The 18121-nt window shown below is 51.6% G+C and carries 19 protein-coding genes; 9 read left to right on the forward strand and 10 right to left on the reverse strand.

Annotated elements, in window-relative coordinates:
- Nucleotides 1–5: 5 nt before the first annotated feature.
- Nucleotides 6–1583: an IS66 family transposase gene (gene tnpC / locus J1836_RS04310; protein WP_242632653.1), complete on the forward strand. Its 1578-nt coding sequence runs from the start codon at nt 6–8 to the stop codon at nt 1581–1583.
- On the opposite strand, the gene J1836_RS21740 is transcribed toward tnpC, so the two are convergent.
- Entirely contained in the window at nt 1508–2239 is a 732-nt protein-coding gene (locus J1836_RS21740) for a histidine kinase dimerization/phospho-acceptor domain-containing protein (protein WP_207249856.1), read from the reverse strand. The genes tnpC and J1836_RS21740 overlap by 76 nt on opposite strands.
- Nucleotides 2240–2342: 103 nt before the next feature.
- A complete protein-coding gene (locus tag J1836_RS21745; protein WP_278189462.1) occupies nt 2343–2468 on the reverse strand; it encodes a hypothetical protein in 126 nt (41 codons plus the stop codon).
- Between the two features lie 236 nt (nt 2469–2704).
- On the opposite strand from J1836_RS21745, the gene hslV reads away from it, so the two are divergent.
- Genes hslV through J1836_RS04330 form a run of 3 tightly spaced genes read left to right on the forward strand, consistent with a single transcriptional unit; the run spans nt 2705 to nt 4983 of the window.
- The gene (gene hslV, locus J1836_RS04320) at nt 2705–3238 is read left to right on the forward strand and encodes an ATP-dependent protease subunit HslV (protein ID WP_207249857.1); all 534 of its coding nucleotides are present in this window, start codon (nt 2705–2707) and stop codon (nt 3236–3238) included.
- Entirely contained in the window at nt 3238–4605 is a 1368-nt protein-coding gene (gene hslU, locus J1836_RS04325; protein ID WP_207249858.1) for an ATP-dependent protease ATPase subunit HslU, read from the forward strand. The genes hslV and hslU overlap by 1 nt, the downstream gene beginning before the upstream one ends.
- Nucleotides 4606–4617: 12 nt before the next feature.
- Entirely contained in the window at nt 4618–4983 is a 366-nt protein-coding gene (locus J1836_RS04330) for a gamma-butyrobetaine hydroxylase family protein (protein ID WP_202715513.1), read from the forward strand.
- Here J1836_RS04330 and J1836_RS04335 read toward each other — a convergent pair.
- The 6 genes from J1836_RS04335 to J1836_RS04360 form a co-directional block, all read right to left on the reverse strand.
- Nucleotides 4980–7322: a DUF2357 domain-containing protein gene (locus J1836_RS04335; protein ID WP_207249859.1), complete on the reverse strand. Its 2343-nt coding sequence runs from the start codon at nt 7320–7322 to the stop codon at nt 4980–4982. The two genes, J1836_RS04330 and J1836_RS04335, sit on opposite strands and share 4 nt — an antisense overlap.
- A 13-nt stretch (nt 7323–7335) precedes the next feature.
- Nucleotides 7336–8496: an McrB family protein gene (locus J1836_RS04340; protein ID WP_207249860.1), complete on the reverse strand. Its 1161-nt coding sequence runs from the start codon at nt 8494–8496 to the stop codon at nt 7336–7338.
- Nucleotides 8497–9017: 521 nt separating this feature from the next.
- Nucleotides 9018–10256, reverse strand: coding sequence for a DNA (cytosine-5-)-methyltransferase (gene dcm / locus J1836_RS04345; protein ID WP_207249861.1), 1239 nt, complete (start codon nt 10254–10256; stop codon nt 9018–9020).
- A 93-nt stretch (nt 10257–10349) separates the two neighbouring features.
- Nucleotides 10350–10763: a type II toxin-antitoxin system VapC family toxin gene (locus J1836_RS04350; protein WP_207249862.1), complete on the reverse strand. Its 414-nt coding sequence runs from the start codon at nt 10761–10763 to the stop codon at nt 10350–10352.
- Nucleotides 10744–10995, reverse strand: coding sequence for a DUF6290 family protein (locus J1836_RS04355; RefSeq protein WP_207249863.1), 252 nt, complete (start codon nt 10993–10995; stop codon nt 10744–10746). The genes J1836_RS04350 and J1836_RS04355 overlap by 20 nt, the downstream gene beginning before the upstream one ends.
- Nucleotides 10996–11090: 95 nt before the next feature.
- Entirely contained in the window at nt 11091–11759 is a 669-nt protein-coding gene (locus tag J1836_RS04360) for a glutathione S-transferase family protein (protein ID WP_207249864.1), read from the reverse strand.
- 94 nt (nt 11760–11853) lie between these two features.
- Here J1836_RS04360 and hisI point away from each other — a divergent pair, with 94 nt between their 5' ends.
- On the forward strand, nt 11854–12240 hold the full coding sequence (gene hisI / locus J1836_RS04365) for a phosphoribosyl-AMP cyclohydrolase (RefSeq protein WP_242632725.1): 387 nt from the start codon (nt 11854–11856) through the stop codon (nt 12238–12240).
- Entirely contained in the window at nt 12240–12974 is a 735-nt protein-coding gene (locus J1836_RS04370; RefSeq protein ID WP_207249865.1) for a sulfite exporter TauE/SafE family protein, read from the forward strand. Before hisI ends, J1836_RS04370 begins: the two co-directional genes overlap by 1 nt.
- Before the next feature lie 15 nt (nt 12975–12989).
- On the opposite strand, the gene J1836_RS04375 is transcribed toward J1836_RS04370, so the two are convergent.
- Nucleotides 12990–13658, reverse strand: a complete 669-nt coding sequence (locus J1836_RS04375) for a response regulator (RefSeq protein WP_207249866.1) — start codon at nt 13656–13658, stop codon at nt 12990–12992.
- A 166-nt stretch (nt 13659–13824) separates the two neighbouring features.
- On the opposite strand from J1836_RS04375, the gene J1836_RS04380 reads away from it, so the two are divergent.
- Both J1836_RS04380 and J1836_RS04385 read left to right on the forward strand, forming a co-directional pair.
- Complete coding sequence (locus tag J1836_RS04380; protein ID WP_207249867.1) at nt 13825–14856, forward strand: bifunctional nicotinamide-nucleotide adenylyltransferase/Nudix hydroxylase; 1032 nt, start codon at nt 13825–13827, stop codon at nt 14854–14856.
- A gap of 59 nt (nt 14857–14915) precedes the next feature.
- Nucleotides 14916–16298, forward strand: a complete 1383-nt coding sequence (locus J1836_RS04385) for a nicotinate phosphoribosyltransferase (RefSeq protein ID WP_207249868.1) — start codon at nt 14916–14918, stop codon at nt 16296–16298.
- A 147-nt stretch (nt 16299–16445) separates the two neighbouring features.
- On the opposite strand, the gene J1836_RS04390 is transcribed toward J1836_RS04385, so the two are convergent.
- Nucleotides 16446–17654 (reverse strand): RNA-guided endonuclease InsQ/TnpB family protein, encoded by a 1209-nt coding sequence (locus tag J1836_RS04390; RefSeq protein ID WP_207249869.1) that lies wholly within the window; start codon nt 17652–17654, stop codon nt 16446–16448.
- Between the two features lie 155 nt (nt 17655–17809).
- Here J1836_RS04390 and J1836_RS21750 point away from each other — a divergent pair, with 155 nt between their 5' ends.
- On the forward strand, nt 17810–18121 hold the full coding sequence (locus tag J1836_RS21750; RefSeq protein ID WP_278189484.1) for a nucleoside 2-deoxyribosyltransferase domain-containing protein: 312 nt from the start codon (nt 17810–17812) through the stop codon (nt 18119–18121).

Here is an 18121-nt window from a genome sequence, read left to right on the forward strand (position 1 = left end):
CCCCGATGACCCAACAACTGAAAGACCACAGCCTCAAACAGCTTAACAGCCAGTACCTTGCCAAGCTCACGCCGGAGGAACTGCTGCACCTGTCGACCAAGTTGTTGCATGACCTGAAAGAAGCGCGGGAACAGATCAACCAAAACTCCAACAACTCCTCCAAACCACCCAGCAGCGGTTTCCCGTGGGAAACGTCACCCAAAACGGTGGCTTTGCCCGAAACAGAAGGGGTGGGTGCAGCCAGAGGAAAGCCAACCCCGGAACCAGAAGCTGTGGCGGGCACAAAGCCAGCCCAACCAGCCAAACGCAAAGCGGGTAAACAACCCGGCGCACCGGGTTATGGTCGGGTATGGCATCCGCCCATCAATGCAGACGAACACCATTACCCCAGCCGATGTGAAGCCTGTGGCAGGTCCCTGGATGCGGCTGTCTCCCGTATTTATACCGCCTATGACAGTGTGGACATCCAGTTTGGCACGGATGGGAACCCCGGACTGACCGTCATCACCACCCGCCACCACCTTCACGATAGCGTATGCACCTGCGGTCATGTGAGCCGCCATATCCCGCATCGCCAAGCTCCCGACCCGTTATACCCGGAGGTTGATGTGGGCGAGTGGCGGCTGATTGGGGGCAATCTGGCGGCACTTATTGTCCACCTACGGCTGCGCTCACGCTTGTCACTGCGTGGCACACAAGAACTGTTGCGGGAGGTGTTGGGCATTCCCCTAAGTGTCGGGGTGTTGCAGCAATGTTTTGAGGAAGCAGCCGCGAGTGCTTCTCCATTGGAAGATGCCTTGGTGGAAGGGCTGTTGGCAGAAGCCACCGCTGACGGCGGGGTGCTGTATATTGATGAAACCTCTTGGAAAGAGCGTGGCGAAGCCCTGTGGCTATGGACATTCGTCACCACCCTCAGCGTTTGTTTCTACGTAGGGCAGCGCACCATTGAAATGCTCGACAACGTGATTAGCCCCCACTTTGGGGGCTGGCTGATGAGTGATGGCTATGCCGCTTACCGCCACCACCCCAAACGCTTGCGTTGCTGGGCGCACCTGATCCGCAAAGCCCGTGGGCTGGCAGAATCACTGGACAAAGACGGGCGGACGTTTGGCAACTTCACCCTCGCTTGGCTGAGGGTATTACAGGACGACATTTACGCTTGGCGGGCAGCAGGCGGCACGGTGGGGACGCAAACCGACGTGATCCGTCAACGCCATCAGGCAAAACTCCTGGAATTCAGGGCATTATGCTTGATCCATGCCGTATCTGCCCATGACAAGACGGCGGCACTGGCGAAAGAGTTCATCAATGATTGGGATGCCATTTTCCGAATCCTTGACCACCCGTGGCTTCCCTTGACCAATAATGAGGCTGAGCGGGCGTTGCGCCATTGGGTGATCCTGCGCAAAACCAACCATGGCACAAAGAGTGCTACGGGGAGCCGTGCGTTTGCCATGCTGGCCAGCATCATCGGTACTTGCCGCAAACGTGGACAGTCTGCCTTGGCTTATCTTGCCAGTGTTATTACCGCTGCCCGCGCTGGCTTTGCCCTGCCCGCTTTACCGCAAGGGGTGGGGATGTGATCAATTACCTCCAAGTAGTCACGCTGTACTGACGACACTTCGCTATACAGCATCAAATCGGTCAAACCCAACACACCATTCATCGGCGTGCGGATTTCGTGGCTGATCCGTGCCAGAAAATCGCTTTTCGCTTGATTCGCCTGTTCCGCGATGGCTTGAGCTTGCAAGGCATGTTGCCGCGCTTCTTCGAGAGCAGCATGTTGCAAACACGCCAAACACGCGGTTTCCAAACGCTTCAACACCGGTTCAAGCGCCAGTAATTGTTGGCTCGTCAGCGCCACATCACGTTGCAACACCAGCAAACCGCTGCTACCAATCAGCAGGAAATGGTAATAACGCCCGTCGGCAGCCACTGCTTCGCTAGATGGCACAGCACGCCAATTAGTAGCGACCAAGGTTTGCACCTGTTGCGCCAACACAGCGGAATGCTCTGCCAGCCCCACATGCAGGCGGGGGTAACTGTAGCAAGGCTCAATACCATTGATGTGCGGCGCAGCGGGTTCACACGTATGCAGCCACAAATAACCACTGTTGCAATTCAGTAATTTCAAGGCAGGCGGGAGGAATTTGCGCAACATCTGACGCAGGTTTAAATCCTGACCAATCAACAGAGCCAGAGCGTATTGGATGGAGACCAACGTAATCGGGGAATTCATGCGTTTGAATCTTGTGGCTTACCAAAAACACTGCCCGCATTTGGCGGGCAGGTTATTTTTCGATAGGTGGTTGGATTTTTATAGATTTATAGTGTACAGCCAATTACAGCAGCTTCTCAATTTCACGCGGGATATTTTCACGGCGTGCGCCACGTTGCAAGCAACGGGTCGTATAACAAGCGGCGACAATAATAATGGCGAAGATCACCAAACCAAATATACTCATCATGCACCTCCATAAGGCTCAAAGAGCAAAGGTTATTGTGGTAGCAAAACAACAAGACAACGAAAACAAGGCATTGAAGTTTAAGGAAAAAATACCACAATTCGCCGAGTATAGTACACGCATTTCGGTGTTTTCTTAAACAAGAACTTTTTTATACGTGCGTGGGTCTGCCCTAGCCCTTGAAATTTACCGCAAACACCCACACGCTATGCCCTACACACACATATCTGGAGTCGATTGTGGAACAATACCGAGGAACGACCATCCTAAGCGTGCGCCGCGACGGCAAAGTTGTGGTAGGCGGTGATGGTCAGGTAACGATGGGCAATACCGTCATGAAAGGCAATGCCCGCAAAGTCCGCCGCCTGTACAATGACAAAGTAATCGCAGGCTTCGCAGGCGGTACAGCCGATGCCTTCACCCTGTTTGAACGCTTTGAAAGCAAGTTGCAAGCGCACAACGGCAACCTCACCCGCGCAGCGGTAGAACTGGCGAAAGACTGGCGCACCGACCGCATGTTACGCAAATTAGAAGCCTTGCTGATCGTTGCAGACGCGACTGCTTCCCTACTCATCACTGGCAACGGCGACGTAGTAGAGCAAGAAAATGATTTAATCGCCATCGGCTCGGGCGGTGCATTTGCGCAATCCGCCGCCCGCGCCTTGCTGGAAAATACCGAGCTTTCCGCCCGCGAAATCGTCGAAAAAGGCTTGCACATTGCCGCCGACATTTGCATTTACAGCAATCACAACCTGACCATTGAGGAACTCTAATGAGCGTCGGCACGATGACCCCCCGCGAAATTGTCCAGGAACTCGACAAACACGTTATTGGTCAGGATAAGGCCAAGCGTTCCGTCGCTATTGCCTTGCGTAACCGCTGGCGCAGACAGCAGCTTGATGATGCGCTGCGACCCGAAGTGACCCCGAAAAACATCCTGATGATTGGCCCCACGGGTGTCGGTAAAACCGAAATTGCCCGCCGTTTAGCCAAACTCGCTAATGCCCCCTTCATTAAGGTCGAAGCTACCAAATTCACCGAAGTCGGTTACGTGGGCAAGGAAGTCGATTCCATCATCCGTGATTTGGCGGACATGGCGATGAAAATGATGCGCGAACAGGAAGTGGAAAAGGTTAAATACCGCGCTGGAGAAGCGGCGGAAGAACGCATTCTCGACATCCTGTTACCTGCGCCGCGCAAAGAAACGCCGGTCAACGAATGGCTTTCCAGCGGTGATGACGAACCCGCTAAACCGGTGCGTGAAGATTCCGTCACTCGTCAAAAATTCCGCAAAAAATTGCGCGAAGGCGAACTCAACGACAAAGAAATCGAACTGGATGTCTCGGTCGGTGGCGCAAGTGTGGAAATCATGACCCCACCGGGCATGGAAGAAATGGCGAGCCAATTGCAAGGCATGTTCCAAAACCTCAACCAGAGCAAAAAGCGCAAACGTAAGATGAAAATCAAGGATGCGCTTAAAGTCCTGACCGAGGAAGAAGCGCACAAAATGGTCAACGAGGAAGAACTCAAGCAACGCGCTTTGTTTGCAGTCGAGCAAACCGGCATCGTATTCCTCGATGAAATCGACAAAGTGGCACGTAGCGGACAAACCAGCGGCGCGGATGTTTCCCGCGAAGGCGTGCAACGCGATTTGCTGCCATTGATCGAAGGTTGCACCGTTAACACCAAATACGGCATGGTCAAAACCGACCATATTCTATTCATTGCCTCCGGCGCATTTCATGTCGCTAAACCCTCCGACTTAATACCGGAATTACAGGGTCGGCTGCCAATTCGTGTAGAAATGGATGCCTTGAGCGCGAATGACTTTGAACGCATCCTCACCGAACCGAACGCATCCCTCACCGAACAGTACGAAGGGCTGCTGGCAACCGAAGGTGTGAAGCTGACCTTTGCCCCCGATGCGATTCGCCGGATTGCGGAAATTGCGTTTGAAGTCAACGAACGCACCGAAAACATCGGCGCACGCCGCCTACACACCGTGGTCGAGCGTTTGCTGGAAAATGTGCTGTTTGAAGCGCCCGATTGCGATGACCAAATGACGGTTGATGCAGCATACGTCAACCAGATTTTGGGCGAATTGGTCAAAGATGAAGACCTTAGCCGTTATATTTTGTAAAGAGAACCAACGATGACACCACTTGATATTACCCTGAACCAGAAAACCCGTGAATTGCTGATTACCTGGCCGGGCGATGAAGTCCACGCGCTGAGTTGCGAATACTTGCGGGTGAATTCGCCGTCAGCCGAAGTGCGCGGGCATGGGCCTGGGCAGGAAAAGCTGCAAATCGGCAAGGAAAACGTCAATATCAAAGGCATTGAGCCAGTGGGACATTACGCTATTCAGTTAACCTTCGATGACAACCACGACAGCGGGATTTACGACTGGAACTTGCTGTACGAGTTGGGCAAGAACATGGAGCAAAACTGGGTGGAGTATTTGGCGAAGCTGGATGCGGCAGGGTATACACGCAAGTTGCCGGGGCAGGTGATTTAAACCGGTTGCGGGTCGTGTGCGAGGAACACATAACGATCCGGCAATGCCTGCCAGTTACCAGCAGTACTCAAATCATCCAGCCCTGTCAGGCGGAATTTAAAATCGCGCATTCCGGGAACAAGCACCCGTATTCCCAACCGTAGCGGTGCACCTAACGTAAACAGCCAATAAACCGCATCTGGGTCACGTATTTTGCGTGAACCGGATTGCGCTTCCGTAATCGCGCTGCGCTTGACGCATTCCACCGCCAACACGGGATAAACAAAGCCAATTTCACGTTCGGCTGTGCCCAAAACAGGCACAGCCGGCGCACAATAACGCAACTCCTGCATCACAAAATGCGCCACCCGCCGCTGTTGCGGGGTTGTGACTGGCAGGTGATACCATTGCGCCGCGCCTTCACGAAAAGCCGTCATATAGTCGGCGGAACGCCCGCCACCCAATCCCGCTACCAACGTCAAATCACGGTAACGCACGGTCTGCATACCGCTGTAACTGATCCGCCCTGCATCCTGCACAAAATAACGATCAGCATCCGCCTGCGGATACGCGGCTGTTTGTTGTGGGGTAATCTTGCCCAGTTGCTGTTCCAGAAATTGCTGTAACCACAGGCACGCCTGCCCCGGTAATAACGGGAATGAACCGATACCCACCGCATCAATCGCCGCCTGCGCCGGATTGGTCTGCGCGTGTTGTTCAAACCAGCCGGGAAACAGCACAAATGCCCCAAACACAGGACGGCTTTTGGTGTGTTGCATGGCATCGCGGCTATCGGCATAAATCAGCGCGTCACGGTAACGGTGCATCTGATTAATGGCATCATCCGGCGCGGTATCCTGCCCTGCTGCGCCTTCCTGAATCCGGTATTTGGCATCGAATATCCAGCACAGCCGCTGCCCGTCGGGTAAGGTAATATCCAGCAAAATGTCCGGCTTCTGAGTGGTTGTCCACGACACCAGCCCCTGCCGCAACCCCTTGGTTAAACGCCCGATCACGGGTTCATGTGCCAGCCGCAGGCGCACACCATCGGCGCGTTCCAGCACAAACGCACTGCCGATACCGTCGTGGAGATGGCGTTCTAGCCGCCGCCGGTCTAATTGCGCTTTGGTACTGGTCTGCTCACTAAAGCCTAGCGTCTCCGTCAACACGCGACGGATTTCCAGAAAACACCAGACTTCGTACAACTCAGCCACCGATTTCACCGACACTGCCGCGTGCCGCCCCAGCACCTCCAAATACATCCGCAACTGCAACCAAACGCGGTAAACAGCGGCATAACCGGCTTTTTGGTGCAACACCAACGATGTACCGTTCAAACCGGAAAATGCGCCGATGTCCCTGAAAAACGGCTGGTTCAATTGCTGTTGCAACGGGGTTTGCCAGTCTTGCAATGCCTGAAAGAAACTCGCTGACAAGCGGCTGTTTTCCGGTGCGGCATTTTCGGCGGTGGCGCGTTGGGCAAAACGGCTGAGTTCCCTGACGCAATGTTGCAGCACCATTTTCACGAAACGGTTTTCCGGCGTATCAGCGGACAAATGCCGCTGCTGCTGGCGGTAACGCCGTTGGGTTAAGCCTTGTTGCTGATCGGCGGTAATCGCCTCTTCCTGACGACGGGTTAGCCGTCCTTGCAAGCGATCTGCTCGGCAATAATCCGCCTGTGACAACAAACGGCTGTGCGGGGCATTCAAAATTTGCCGCACGCCTGCCTGCAATGCCTCGCGCAATCCGGCAAATTGTGCCAGCCATAACAGCGGAAAGCGTTCATGCGGCTGGCGCGAACGTTCCAGTTCCGTGTCAGTTTTATGGCTGAGGGCGAACCGCCACAGCGGGTACTGACGGTCAATCACTTGCTGGATTTGTACCAAATCGGTGTGCAAATCCATTTTCAGCGGCAGGACTTCAAACGCTATGCTTTGCTCAATCCGCTTCGTGGCGCGGGTGTAGGTCAATTTCAGCCGAAACCAGCCGACATCATTGGCAAAATTCAGGCTCCCGCGCAGAGAATCGGTATGGGCAGCGTAGTGAAACGCCTCCTCCACCGCTTGCAACCGATGCAACACCGCCGGACTTCCCGCATCGTAACGACCACAGCGGAAACGGAATTCAAATTCGTACAGTTTATTTTCAAAAAACAGTGGGGTAGCCGCAACCTGATACTCACTCAGCACACAATCCTCATCCGTCACCAGCAGGGCGGGGCTGAAAGACAATAGCGTGGGCGGTAACGGTTTATCGCGGTGTTGCAGAGTGTGTTGTAAACGTCTGATAGCGGTGTCGGTATCTTTTGTCCAGACCACCAGCATCCAGTCGGGGGTATCCAGTTGCAGGATTTCCGGCATGATTCAAGCTCCCTTATGGCCAGAATGCCGTGAAACCCTGCGCATCCAGACGCTGCTGCATCTGGCGTAATTTCGGCACACTGCGGCATTCGGTCATCATGTTTGCCTCCCCCGTCAGGCTGACGTTAAACCAGTCAGGGCGTGATTTGCCAGCGCCGTTAATCGCGCTGAATGCCATTTCCAGCAGCAATGCCAGCCGTTCGGGTAGGGCTTTCCCGTCCGCATCCGTGCCTAATTTGTCGCTGTCACCTTCAATACGCGGCAAGACTTTTGCCATGAGAAAATCATCCCAGACGGCTTGCAACGCCACATCTGATTCAGGGTGGAAACAGACCACCGCCAGCAACAACTCATTCAAAGCACGGTACGCCAATTCAAACGGGGTATTTTTTAACAGCGCGTTCACGGTTTTCAGGAAGGCAATGCTGCGGCTGCCGTCAGGGTCGGCGGTTACGGTTTGCAAATCCTCACGGCTGACTTGAGTCAACTCGGCATAAGTAAGAGTGCGGAAGGTGGTGGCGGGGGTGAAAAAACGGTCGTAATCGTTCGGGAAAAACACCCCGAAATCGAAGGTAAAGGCGCGGTCAATCACCTTGCGGGAAAAGCCGTGGGTGGTTTCATCCATATTCACCGTACCTGCCACCATCAGATTGGGCGGAATCCCGATGCCTTGGGTGGTAAAGGCTTCCCACAAAAAGGTGTGCGCATCCGCTGCCAGCCCCAGATCATCCCGCAGTGTTTGCCGCCCTACCGCATCCAGTTGGCGGAGAATGTCCGGTTTGAGCAGCGGGTCACAGGTATAATCGCGGCCTTCCCATTGGCGCGTTTCCAGCACCGACAGAAAATCGGCAAAATACTGTTCAACGGGGGCAAGGTTCATTTCATCCAAACACAGCCAGAACGGCACACCTGTGGTTTGCAGTGCAATATGCCCGTCAGCGTCAGCACTTTCAGCAATATCCGCCCACGCCCGCACCATAAAGCGCAGCACATCCGTCACCACATAACGCGCCCCGTCTGCACCGATACGCGACACATAACCCAGCAAATCGGAAGGCTCATGCCAGTCGGGGCGCACTGCCACATGGCAATAATTGGCTCTGCCAGCCGCTGCCGCCTCCGCCTGCTTACGCACAAAGCGCGTTTTCCCCGTCCCCGAAATCCCCGCCAACAAAATAAACGGCTTCGGAAATGTGATCGCATTATATGGGGAAGACGCTGAATTAAATAATTTTTTTATTTTTACTTCACGCGGCGTGAACTCAGCTAATAAAGATTCTAATTTTTCACGTGTTGTTATAAGGCTATTCTCATCCAAGATGATTTGCTTATCATTTATGTGCTCTTTGCCATTTGCCCATGAAATTGTTTTTGATAGCATAACAAAACTAGGCATCGTCTGAACAGCAATTATTGATTTCATAGGTAAGTCACTAAAAAACTTTTTACCTAATTCTCTCCAAACATCCTGAACAAAATCACATGCATTATCTTTATGAAAATCATCAAGATTGTTTAAAATATCTGTTATAGCCAGCTTAATAGACTCAATAGAAATAGAAAATTCTTTAGTTTCGCTCCCTCTACCTGAGTTACTAAATGTAATGTAACTTCCAAACTTTATAACTCTGGCATCACAGTTACTATGCGTTTTAGCTTCCGTTAGAAATTCTTGAAAATCTTTATGTAAAGACATTACAACCTCAGTATTTGTTTAGCTATTTCTTCCACAACACGCTGAACAACTGGAACAGTAACACTATTACCAAATTGTTTATATGCCTGAGAATCAGAAGGCGACACCATGAAACTATCAGGAAATCCCTGAAGCCGAGCCGCTTCTCGCGGTGTTACCTTGCGTGGATTCTTGTTTGGTTGAGCAATAAGAATTTCGCTGCCATCTTTATAGTATCGTGCAGAAATAGTACTCGTGTACGAACTATCACGACTAACCAAACTATATCCAAAACCCTTTCCATTGATTTTGTTCATTTTTTTTCGGCGTTGATGCCCTTCCCAAAGACAGTTTGAAATGGTGTATTTAGGTAATGGGTTAGATTCCAGCATATCCCCCACCCGCGTTGGCATATTCATTTTTTCTGGATAAACAAAACTGTCACACAGCCCAGTCTTCCATAACACTATGTAGATTCTTTGCCTATTCTGAGGAATGCCGTAATCAACAGATTTCAGAATCATCTTTTTTGCTTCGATCTGAATGTCTTTGGGCGTACCATACAGTATCGTTTTACTGGGTATATTGCAGCTATAACCCATTTTTGTCAGCACTTTCAGAATAACCTGAAGTGTGTAACCCCCATCATGACTAACCAATCCCCTGACATTTTCCAGTAAAGCAACACGAGGTTGCTTTACTTTGAGAATATTCGCAATATTATGAAATAACGTGCCTCTGGTATCATCAATGCCGAGCTTTAAACCCGCATGAGAAAATGGCTGACAAGGAAAACCCGCTATCAATAAATCATGTTCAGGAATACTTAATGGTTCAATCTTGGTAATATCACCAAAAGGTAATTCACCATGATTCATTTTATAGGTTTGTTGTGCAAAACGATCAAATTCTGAGGAAAACACACATGCCCCCCCCACCTGTTGTGCCCCAACCCGCATTCCACCAATACCTGCAAACAGATCAATAAAGGTGAATTTAACATCACTGGCTGTTTTTATGGCAGAAATATTCCCAATTTCACTTTTTAGAATAGCCACATCAGGATTCACATGGTTGAGCAATAATTGATGTGAAACTTTTTCAATCCCAGTATCACCTAATCCGAAGAAATTAAATCCATAAGCAAACGCATGTAACCATTGATTAACAACTGCATGAGGAGAACTTCCGTCAGGCGTATACTGTTTAGCCAACGGTAATAGCGCATTTTCTGCTTTTTCCAGGTACAAACTCACCATTTCTCTCTTTTTATCTTTAAAAACAATAATTTAAAAACGAAGACACTCGAAATTATGCTTAATGTTACCTGAACTGCGCCTAAAATAGTATGGCTAAGTCTCCCAGAACACATTGGTAAAATGGTTACGCGCATAGTCGCGGTAAACCGTAAAATCGCTGTCAACACTTGCCACCGTGCGGGTGTTGATACGCTCACACAAACCAATCAGGGAAGCATCGGCAAAGTCAGCAGGCAAATCAGCGTATTTCTTCAATAACGTCAGAATGCGTTCCCAATCGCCTACCGTGCTTGCGTCGATTTGCACGGCTTGATTCACCCACAGCAGAAAATCCTGTTGTGCTTGCTGTGAAAAATCCAACATGTGGACAACTTCCGTAATGACCGGCAAATTGGTGTGCAATCTGCCTCGAACGTGTTTAATGAAGTGCTTTGCCTGTGCATGATAACGGTCGCTACCATCAAATAAAGCAATGAATACCCCGCTATCAACGACGATGTTTAGCATTCAGCTTCTCCCGTAACAAGGCTTTGCGATTAATGCTGAGATCGTCACGCCCACTGCTATAACGCCCGAACATAGGTTCACCCAGCTCATAGGGTGTCGGGCGGTTTTCGTAACGGGAAAGTTTCTCGCAGACAGCTTCACGGATAAAATTCGACAACGAAATACCTTCAAACTGCAAACGCTGCCGCAGGCTTTCCTCTACCGATTTATCCAGACGAATCGAAATACTCATGGTGATACCCCCTGTAATACAGATGTACTACAAGTGTAGTTCGCTGACATGCTGGCAATCAAGTAAAAATGATCCAGCCCAGCGGCACAGGTAAATTACGCGCCCATCATCCCCCGACACGCCTCATACCACCGCCCAAACGCCGGATTCGTCACAGCGGCTGTTTCCAAAATCCCCATGCCTTGCGCGGAACGCAACACGCCAAACACGCTGGTATCCACCAAACCCGGTTGTTCACCCGCATAAAAGTCTTTGCCAGCTAACCCCTTATCAACCCAATGCGCTAAAGCAGTTTGAAATTCGGCAGCAGGATTCTGAATAGTGTGTTTCAGCTTCATTTTATTGGCGACACGCGGCATCACCATTGCACCGACCAGCCGCACGAAGAAACGCTTAACCGCGCCATCCTTACTCCCCGTCATCACCAAACCAAGGTTGTGAAACGACTTGCCAATGTTAGGGTGAATCAAGGGGGGCAAGTAATGCACCAAGGTGTTATCCACCCAAGCCTGCCATTCGTCATCCTGCGGAGCAGGCAATAAATGCGCGTAGTTGTCATTCAAGTAATGCACAATCGCACTGGATTCGACCACAATTTCCGCGTCATCTTTCAGCACGGGGACTTTTTTATGGTCGGTGAAATCCAGCTCTTTCATCCCAAACGGGGTCACTTCCACCACGTCATACGGGATCTTGGTGTAGTTGAGGAAGGCTTTTACTTTCCAGCAAAACGGGCAGGAATTGAATTGGTACAGGGTTATCATGTGTCGTTTATTTCATCATAGTCAGGGATGGGTCACATCCTACAACATGCTGGTATACTCGCACCACTAACTGACTGCCGAAACAGGAATTTCCATGACATTGACCGAAACCCTCGACGCCCTCAAATACAACAGCGATGGCTTGATCCCCGCGATTGCCCAGCAATTCGACACGCACGAAGTGCTAATGATGGCGTGGATGAATCGTGCCAGTATTGCGGAAACACTGGAAACGGGGCGGGTGTGCTATTGGTCACGTTCGCGCAATAAGTTCTGGCGCAAGGGCGAATCGTCGGGGCAGATGCAGGTGTTGAAGGAATTCCGCTTTGACTGTGATGCCGACACGCTGTTGCTGCTGGTCGATCAGACCGGGCCTGCTTGCCATACCGGACGGCGTTCGTGCTTCTACAATAAGGTGGAAGGCGATCAAGTGATTATTGACCGCGATGTGTTGATTGACCCTAAAACGCTGTACGCTTGATGGACGTTTGGCAGTATGCCGCTGCAACGGCGATTGTGGTGCTGGCGTATTTTATTCGCGGCATTACGGGGTTTGGGTCGGGGTTAATTGCGGTGCCGTTGCTGGCGTTGTTTCTGCCGTTAACCTTCGTTGTGCCGCTGATTTTGCTGCTGGACTTCACCGCGTCGTTAGTCATGGGCGGGCTGGATTTGAAACGGGTGCAATGGCGTGAAGTGGGTATGTTGATTCCCTTCAGCTTGATCGGGGTGATTGTCGGCACGCAATTGCTGGTGAATTTGCCGCTTACACCGATGTTACTGATTTTGGCGGCGTTTATTGCCGTGTTTGCGGTGCGCAGTTTGTTGAATTTGAAGGGTGAAAAGCCGGTATCGGCGTGGTGGGCAATACCGGCTTCGTTCACGGGCGGTACGGTGGGCGGGCTGTTTGGCACAGGTGGGCCGCCGTATGTGATTTATTTGAATCACCGGATTCAGGATAAAACATTGTTGCGTGCGACGTTTTCGGCACTGTTTTTTATTGAAGGTGCAGTGCGGATTGTAACGTTTTTTGTCGCTGGTTTGCTGATGGCGCAAACGGTGTGGTGGAATGCGTTGTTTGCCTTGCCCCTGATGTTGGGAGCGCTGTGGGTAGGCGGTCATGTGCATACGGGATTGACGCAAACGCACATGACGCGCCTGATTGGGGTGTTGTTATTGCTGGCTAGTTTATCGCTGACGTTGAAGGCGTTGAATTAGTGTCAGCACCCCAACCTATAAAATCTCAATACGCGGTGGTTTACGTTCGACAATATCCAACACCAAATGCAGCAATTCATCGGGGCGATTGGTGATGCCAAATGCGCCCAGCGGCACGCCGTCCTGCACATTGAAATTACCCACGTAAAACAAAGCCGGTAGCGTGGGATGATGATCGTGCAGCGTTTGCAAGGTCGCTAAACCATTCGATTGCCCTTCAGAGCGAGCAATATCCGAGATCAGCAAATCGAAATGCCCCATGCGCAAATGCCCTAGCGCATCGCCCACCGCTGTTACCGTTTCGACTTCCACCCCCAATTGTTGGAACAAACGAATTTCGTTCGCGAGCGTATCGGGGCGATCATCCAGCCACAGCACGCGCCGTTCGCGTAACACATCCCGATTGCGGCGCAAGCGCTGTACCATTTGGGTTTTATCGGAATCTGCCACTTCCACATGCCAATGCGGATTTTTGTGCGCAACTTTGAGGACATCCTCAAAAGCCCGTTCCACGTAGCGCAAATCGCTCGCCGTATCCTGCACTTGCTGCGCGTAATAACCCGCCAGCGTTTGGCGTGAATGCAGGTCATACCACAAAAATAGCGCGATAAATGCGCCGATGACCCATAAAAAAGACGGTATTATTTTGACGATTTCCAGCCAAAAGTTCTGATTCTCTAACATGCCTAGCCCCCGCGAGACGTTTTAGCCCTTCTATGTTGAAAATTCTAACATTTAAACGGTACGAATTGGCAGATATTTGGCATTGACGCACCGTGACAATGCGCGTTTAATCATAAACAGCTTGGATAGACCAAGCTCAACCATTCTCAGTAAGGAGCTTACTGACATGTTCAAACCTGATTTTGATTTTCTGGTCTTCATTGGTCGTTTCCAACCGTTTCATACGGGTCATCAAGCCGTGGTGGAAACCGCGTTGCAACGTGCCGAGCGCGTGATTGTGCTGGTCGGTTCGAGTTGCCAGCCGCGTACTTTGCGGAATCCGTGGACATTTACCGAACGTGAAACGTTTATCCGTGCCACGTTTCCTGAAACAGGCGAACGTTTGATGCTTGCGCCATTGCTGGATGATACCTACAACGAGCAAGGCTGGATTACCCGTGTGCAACAATCCGTACACGGCATTACGTGCCGTTTCCCGCCCAAAGTTGGCAGTGCCGCGCCGCGTATCGGCCTGATTGGGCATAGCAAAGACCACAGTTCCTATTACCTGTCGATGTTTCCGCAATGGCAATCGGTCGCAGTGGAAAACGTGCGAGGGGTATCGTCTACGCCGTTGCGTGAACAGTATTTCCAACGGGGTGCTGCAAATGGCGAGATGCCGCCAGCGGTGCAAAACTGGCTGGAAACCTTCCGCGAATCTGACACCTTTCAGCACATTGCTAGCGAGTGGGAATTCGTTAACCAGTACCGCAAAGGTTGGGAAGCCGCACCCTACGCGCCGACGTTTGTTACCGTGGATGCAGTGGTGGTGCAAGCCGGACACATCTTGCTGATCGAACGCAAAGCTCGCCCCGGCAAAGGGCAATGGGCATTACCCGGCGGTTTCCTTGACCCGCACGAAAAGCTGCGCGATGCCGTCATCCGCGAATTGCGCGAAGAAACCCGCATCAAAGTGCCTGCACCCGTATTGGCGGGGTCGATTGTGAAAGAGCAAGTATTTGACGATCCGTATCGTTCGGCACGAGGGCGCACCATTACCCATGCGTTCCTGATTGAACTTAAAGCGGATGCGCACGGCTTGCCGAAAGTGAAAGGTGGCGATGATGCGCAGCACGCTTTCTGGATGCCGTTGGGCGATCTCGATCCCGAACGGCTGTTTGAAGACCATTTCCAGATCATCAAAACGATGATTGGGTAACTATTCTCTCTCTCCACGCTGGATAGACCGGCGTTTAACTCAACACAGGAGGATTTCCTATGTTCACTAACTTGATTCTCAACACTGACAGCTACAAAGCCAGCCACTTTTTGCAATACCCGGCAGGGACGCAAGTGGTGTCATCCTACATCGAGTCACGCGGTGGGCAATTCCCGCAAACGTTGTTCTTTGGCTTGCAGGCGTTCATCAAGGAATACCTGCTCAAACCTGTCACCACGGCGGATATTGATGAAGCAGAGGCATTATTTGCCGCGCACGGTGTGCCATTTTTCCGCCAAGGCTGGGAACAGATTGTGCAGCAATACGGCGGTTTTTTGCCGATTGAAATCCAAGCGTTACCCGAAGGCATGGTTGCTCCGACCGGCAACGCGCTGGTGCAAATCCGCAATACTGACCCGCAAGCGTTTTGGTTGACATCGTATCTGGAAACGGCGTTGCTGCGGGCGGTGTGGTATCCGACCACCGTTGCCACGTTGTCGTGGCAGGTGAAGCAAAGTATTCGCCAATCCCTTGAAAATACTTGCGACAATCCGGTGGCAGAATTGCCGTTCAAGTTGCATGATTTTGGCGCACGCGGGGTGTCTTCGCACGAATCCGCAGCCCTCGGCGGTATGGCGCACTTGGTCAATTTCATGGGTGGCGATACGGTCGTGGCATTACTAGCTGCACGTAAATATTACGGTGCGGACATGGCAGGCTTTTCGATTCCGGCGGCAGAACATTCCACCATCACGGCATGGGGACGCGCAGGCGAAGCCGATGCTTACGCCAATATGCTGCAACAATTCGGGCAAGCGGGGAAATTGCTCGCGGTCGTCTCCGATTCCTACGACATTTACCACGCCGTTTCCGAGATTTGGGGCAGGCAATTGCGGGCGCAAGTCGAAAACAGCGGCGCAACCGTGGTGATTCGCCCCGATTCCGGTGTGCCGGAAGACATCGTGCCGGAAGTACTGGAACGTTTGTATGCCGCATTCGGCGGGCACGTGAACAGCAAGGGTTATAAGGTATTGAGCGATTGCGTGCGCGTGATTCAGGGCGATGGGGTGGATGTGGATTCCATCGGCGTGATTTTGCAACGCATTCAACAGGCGGGTTTTTCTACCGAAAATGTCGCGTTTGGCATGGGTGGCGGGCTATTGCAGAAGGTCAATCGCGATACCTTGCGCTTTGCGATGAAGGCTTCGGCGATGCAAATCAATGGCGCGTGGCGCGATGTGTATAAGCAGCCGGTGACGGATTCCGGCAAGCATTCCAAGCGTGGGCGGCTCGCGGTGATTAGGGATGCGGGCGTGCTCAAAACGATTCGTGAAGATGCGCTGTCGTGGGAAAGCAATTTGTTGCGCCCTGTGTTCCGCAACGGTGAGTTGTTGGTGGATGATGGTTTTGATGTGATTCGCACTCGGAGCAACCAAGAATGAATTATATAGAAATTCCGAATACTGGCGAGGCTATTGGAGAATCTGTATTTCTTGCGGGTGGCATTACCGGCTGTCGAGATTGGCGAGCGGAGGTCGTGGCACAACTGATGGATAGCAATCTAACCGTTCCTTTAAACTTATACAAACTTAACCAAGGTCAAGTTTGCGGTTAAATTCCTGCTTCATTGGGGCTGGTTTCACCTTCGGTTTGCACCGAGAGCCAGCGCCTTCCCCTCCACAGGCAGACACCGTGGAACTCACGGCATATTTTTCCAAATTTTTGGCGGCATTGATGTCACGGTCATGGACTACACCACAAAGGGGGCAAGTCCATTCACGTACCGACAGCGGCAGCTTGTCCACTTTATGCCCACAGCCAGAAGCAGAACACGTCTTGCTGGAGGCAAAAAACCGATCAGCCACCACGACCACCGCACCCCGCCTATCGGCTTTGTATTCCAGTTGCCGCCGGAACTCGAAAAATCCCATATCACTGATCGCACGGGATAAATGGCGGTTTTTCACCATGCCTGACACGTTCAAATCTTCAATGCCGACGGTGTGGAAACGGCGGGTCAAATCCGTGGTGAGTTGGTGCAAACTGTTTTGGCGGATGTTGGCGATACGTGCGTGAAGTTTTGCCAACTTCTGTTTCGCCTTGTGGCGGTTGGCACTGCCTTTGACTTTGCGTGACAAGCTGCGGGATAGCCGTTGTAGGCGGGAAAGCAAGGCTTTATGCGGTTTCGCTCCGACCACTTTTTCCCCCGTTGACAGGGTTGCCAGTGCAGATACGCCCAAATCCACCCCCACCGTGCCTTGGTTTTCGGCAGGCGGGAGGTGGTTTTGATCCGTATCCACGGTGATGCTGGCAAACCACTGATCAGCGTTGCGGGAAACCGTGGCAGAGAGGATTTTACCGGAAAAGCGTAACGTTTCCCGCATCCGTACTAACCCAAGGTTGGGAATGCGGATGCGGGATGCGTCGATAGCAAACTGGTCGTTGGTGAGGGTGAAACTGTCGCGGCTTTTGCCTTTCTTTTTGAATTGCGGGTACTTGGCACGTCCTGCAAAGAAGTTTTTGAAGGCTGCGCCGAGTTGGATAATTGCCATTTGCGGGGCATTTTTGGTGACTTCCAGCATCCACGGGAATTGTTCGCGCTTGATGCTGTTGAGTTGGCGACGTAGCAACATCTGGTTGGGCTTTGGCTGGCTGTTGTCTTCCTTCCACGCCGCGTATTGGATTTGCCATTCCGCCAATGCCCAGTTGTAGGCAAACCGCGCTGTACCTGCGGCTTTCGCCAAGTACGTGGCTTGCTTATTGTTGGGGTTGAGGCGGATTTTGTGGCTGATAATCATGGCAAACAGAATGCAGCACGGTGTGATAGTTGTCTAGTCATCCGTGCTTTTGCTGCTATCCTTTACGGATAAACGGCACTACGCCTTTATAAACCTAACCAAAATGATGAAGTTTGCATAGATTTAGATAGATTTTATGGTAACTGTTTCAAACCCTGTTTAACCCACTGCGCCCGAATTTCCCCATTGATGATCCTTCAGCCTCGGTCTTTCAAATTCAATGGGAGCATGAATATTTACGCAAAGCCACCGCGATTCTATTTTGGTTTCCAGCAGAAACACTTTGCCCGATTACGCTATACGAATTGGGTGCGTGGTCAATGACGACGAAACCGTTGTTTGTGGGTGTGCATCCCGATTACGCCCGCATCGCCGATGTGGAATTGCAAACGCGGCTAGTGCGTCCTGATGTTGAAATTGTGTATTCTGTTCAAGCACTTGCCGCACAACTGCGTCATTTGATGTGA

The sequence above is a fragment of the Thiothrix fructosivorans genome (assembly GCF_017349355.1).
Classification (GTDB): Bacteria; Pseudomonadota; Gammaproteobacteria; order Thiotrichales; family Thiotrichaceae; genus Thiothrix; species Thiothrix fructosivorans.

Coding starts and splice junctions, on each gene's coding strand:
- tnpC (WP_242632653.1), top strand. CDS start 6: ATGACCCAACAACTGAAAGACCACAGCCTCAAACAGCTTAACAGCCAG.
- J1836_RS21740 (WP_207249856.1), bottom strand. CDS start 2,239: ATGAATTCCCCGATTACGTTGGTCTCCATCCAATACGCTCTGGCTCTG.
- J1836_RS21745 (WP_278189462.1), bottom strand. CDS start 2,468: ATGATGAGTATATTTGGTTTGGTGATCTTCGCCATTATTATTGTCGCC.
- hslU (WP_207249858.1), top strand. CDS start 3,238: ATGAGCGTCGGCACGATGACCCCCCGCGAAATTGTCCAGGAACTCGAC.
- J1836_RS04330 (WP_202715513.1), top strand. CDS start 4,618: ATGACACCACTTGATATTACCCTGAACCAGAAAACCCGTGAATTGCTG.
- J1836_RS04335 (WP_207249859.1), bottom strand. CDS start 7,322: ATGCCGGAAATCCTGCAACTGGATACCCCCGACTGGATGCTGGTGGTC.
- dcm (WP_207249861.1), bottom strand. CDS start 10,256: ATGGTGAGTTTGTACCTGGAAAAAGCAGAAAATGCGCTATTACCGTTG.
- J1836_RS04350 (WP_207249862.1), bottom strand. CDS start 10,763: ATGCTAAACATCGTCGTTGATAGCGGGGTATTCATTGCTTTATTTGAT.
- J1836_RS04355 (WP_207249863.1), bottom strand. CDS start 10,995: ATGAGTATTTCGATTCGTCTGGATAAATCGGTAGAGGAAAGCCTGCGG.
- J1836_RS04360 (WP_207249864.1), bottom strand. CDS start 11,759: ATGATAACCCTGTACCAATTCAATTCCTGCCCGTTTTGCTGGAAAGTA.
- hisI (WP_242632725.1), top strand. CDS start 11,854: ATGACATTGACCGAAACCCTCGACGCCCTCAAATACAACAGCGATGGC.
- J1836_RS04370 (WP_207249865.1), top strand. CDS start 12,240: ATGGACGTTTGGCAGTATGCCGCTGCAACGGCGATTGTGGTGCTGGCG.
- J1836_RS04375 (WP_207249866.1), bottom strand. CDS start 13,658: ATGTTAGAGAATCAGAACTTTTGGCTGGAAATCGTCAAAATAATACCG.
- J1836_RS04380 (WP_207249867.1), top strand. CDS start 13,825: ATGTTCAAACCTGATTTTGATTTTCTGGTCTTCATTGGTCGTTTCCAA.
- J1836_RS04385 (WP_207249868.1), top strand. CDS start 14,916: ATGTTCACTAACTTGATTCTCAACACTGACAGCTACAAAGCCAGCCAC.
- J1836_RS04390 (WP_207249869.1), bottom strand. CDS start 17,654: ATGATTATCAGCCACAAAATCCGCCTCAACCCCAACAATAAGCAAGCC.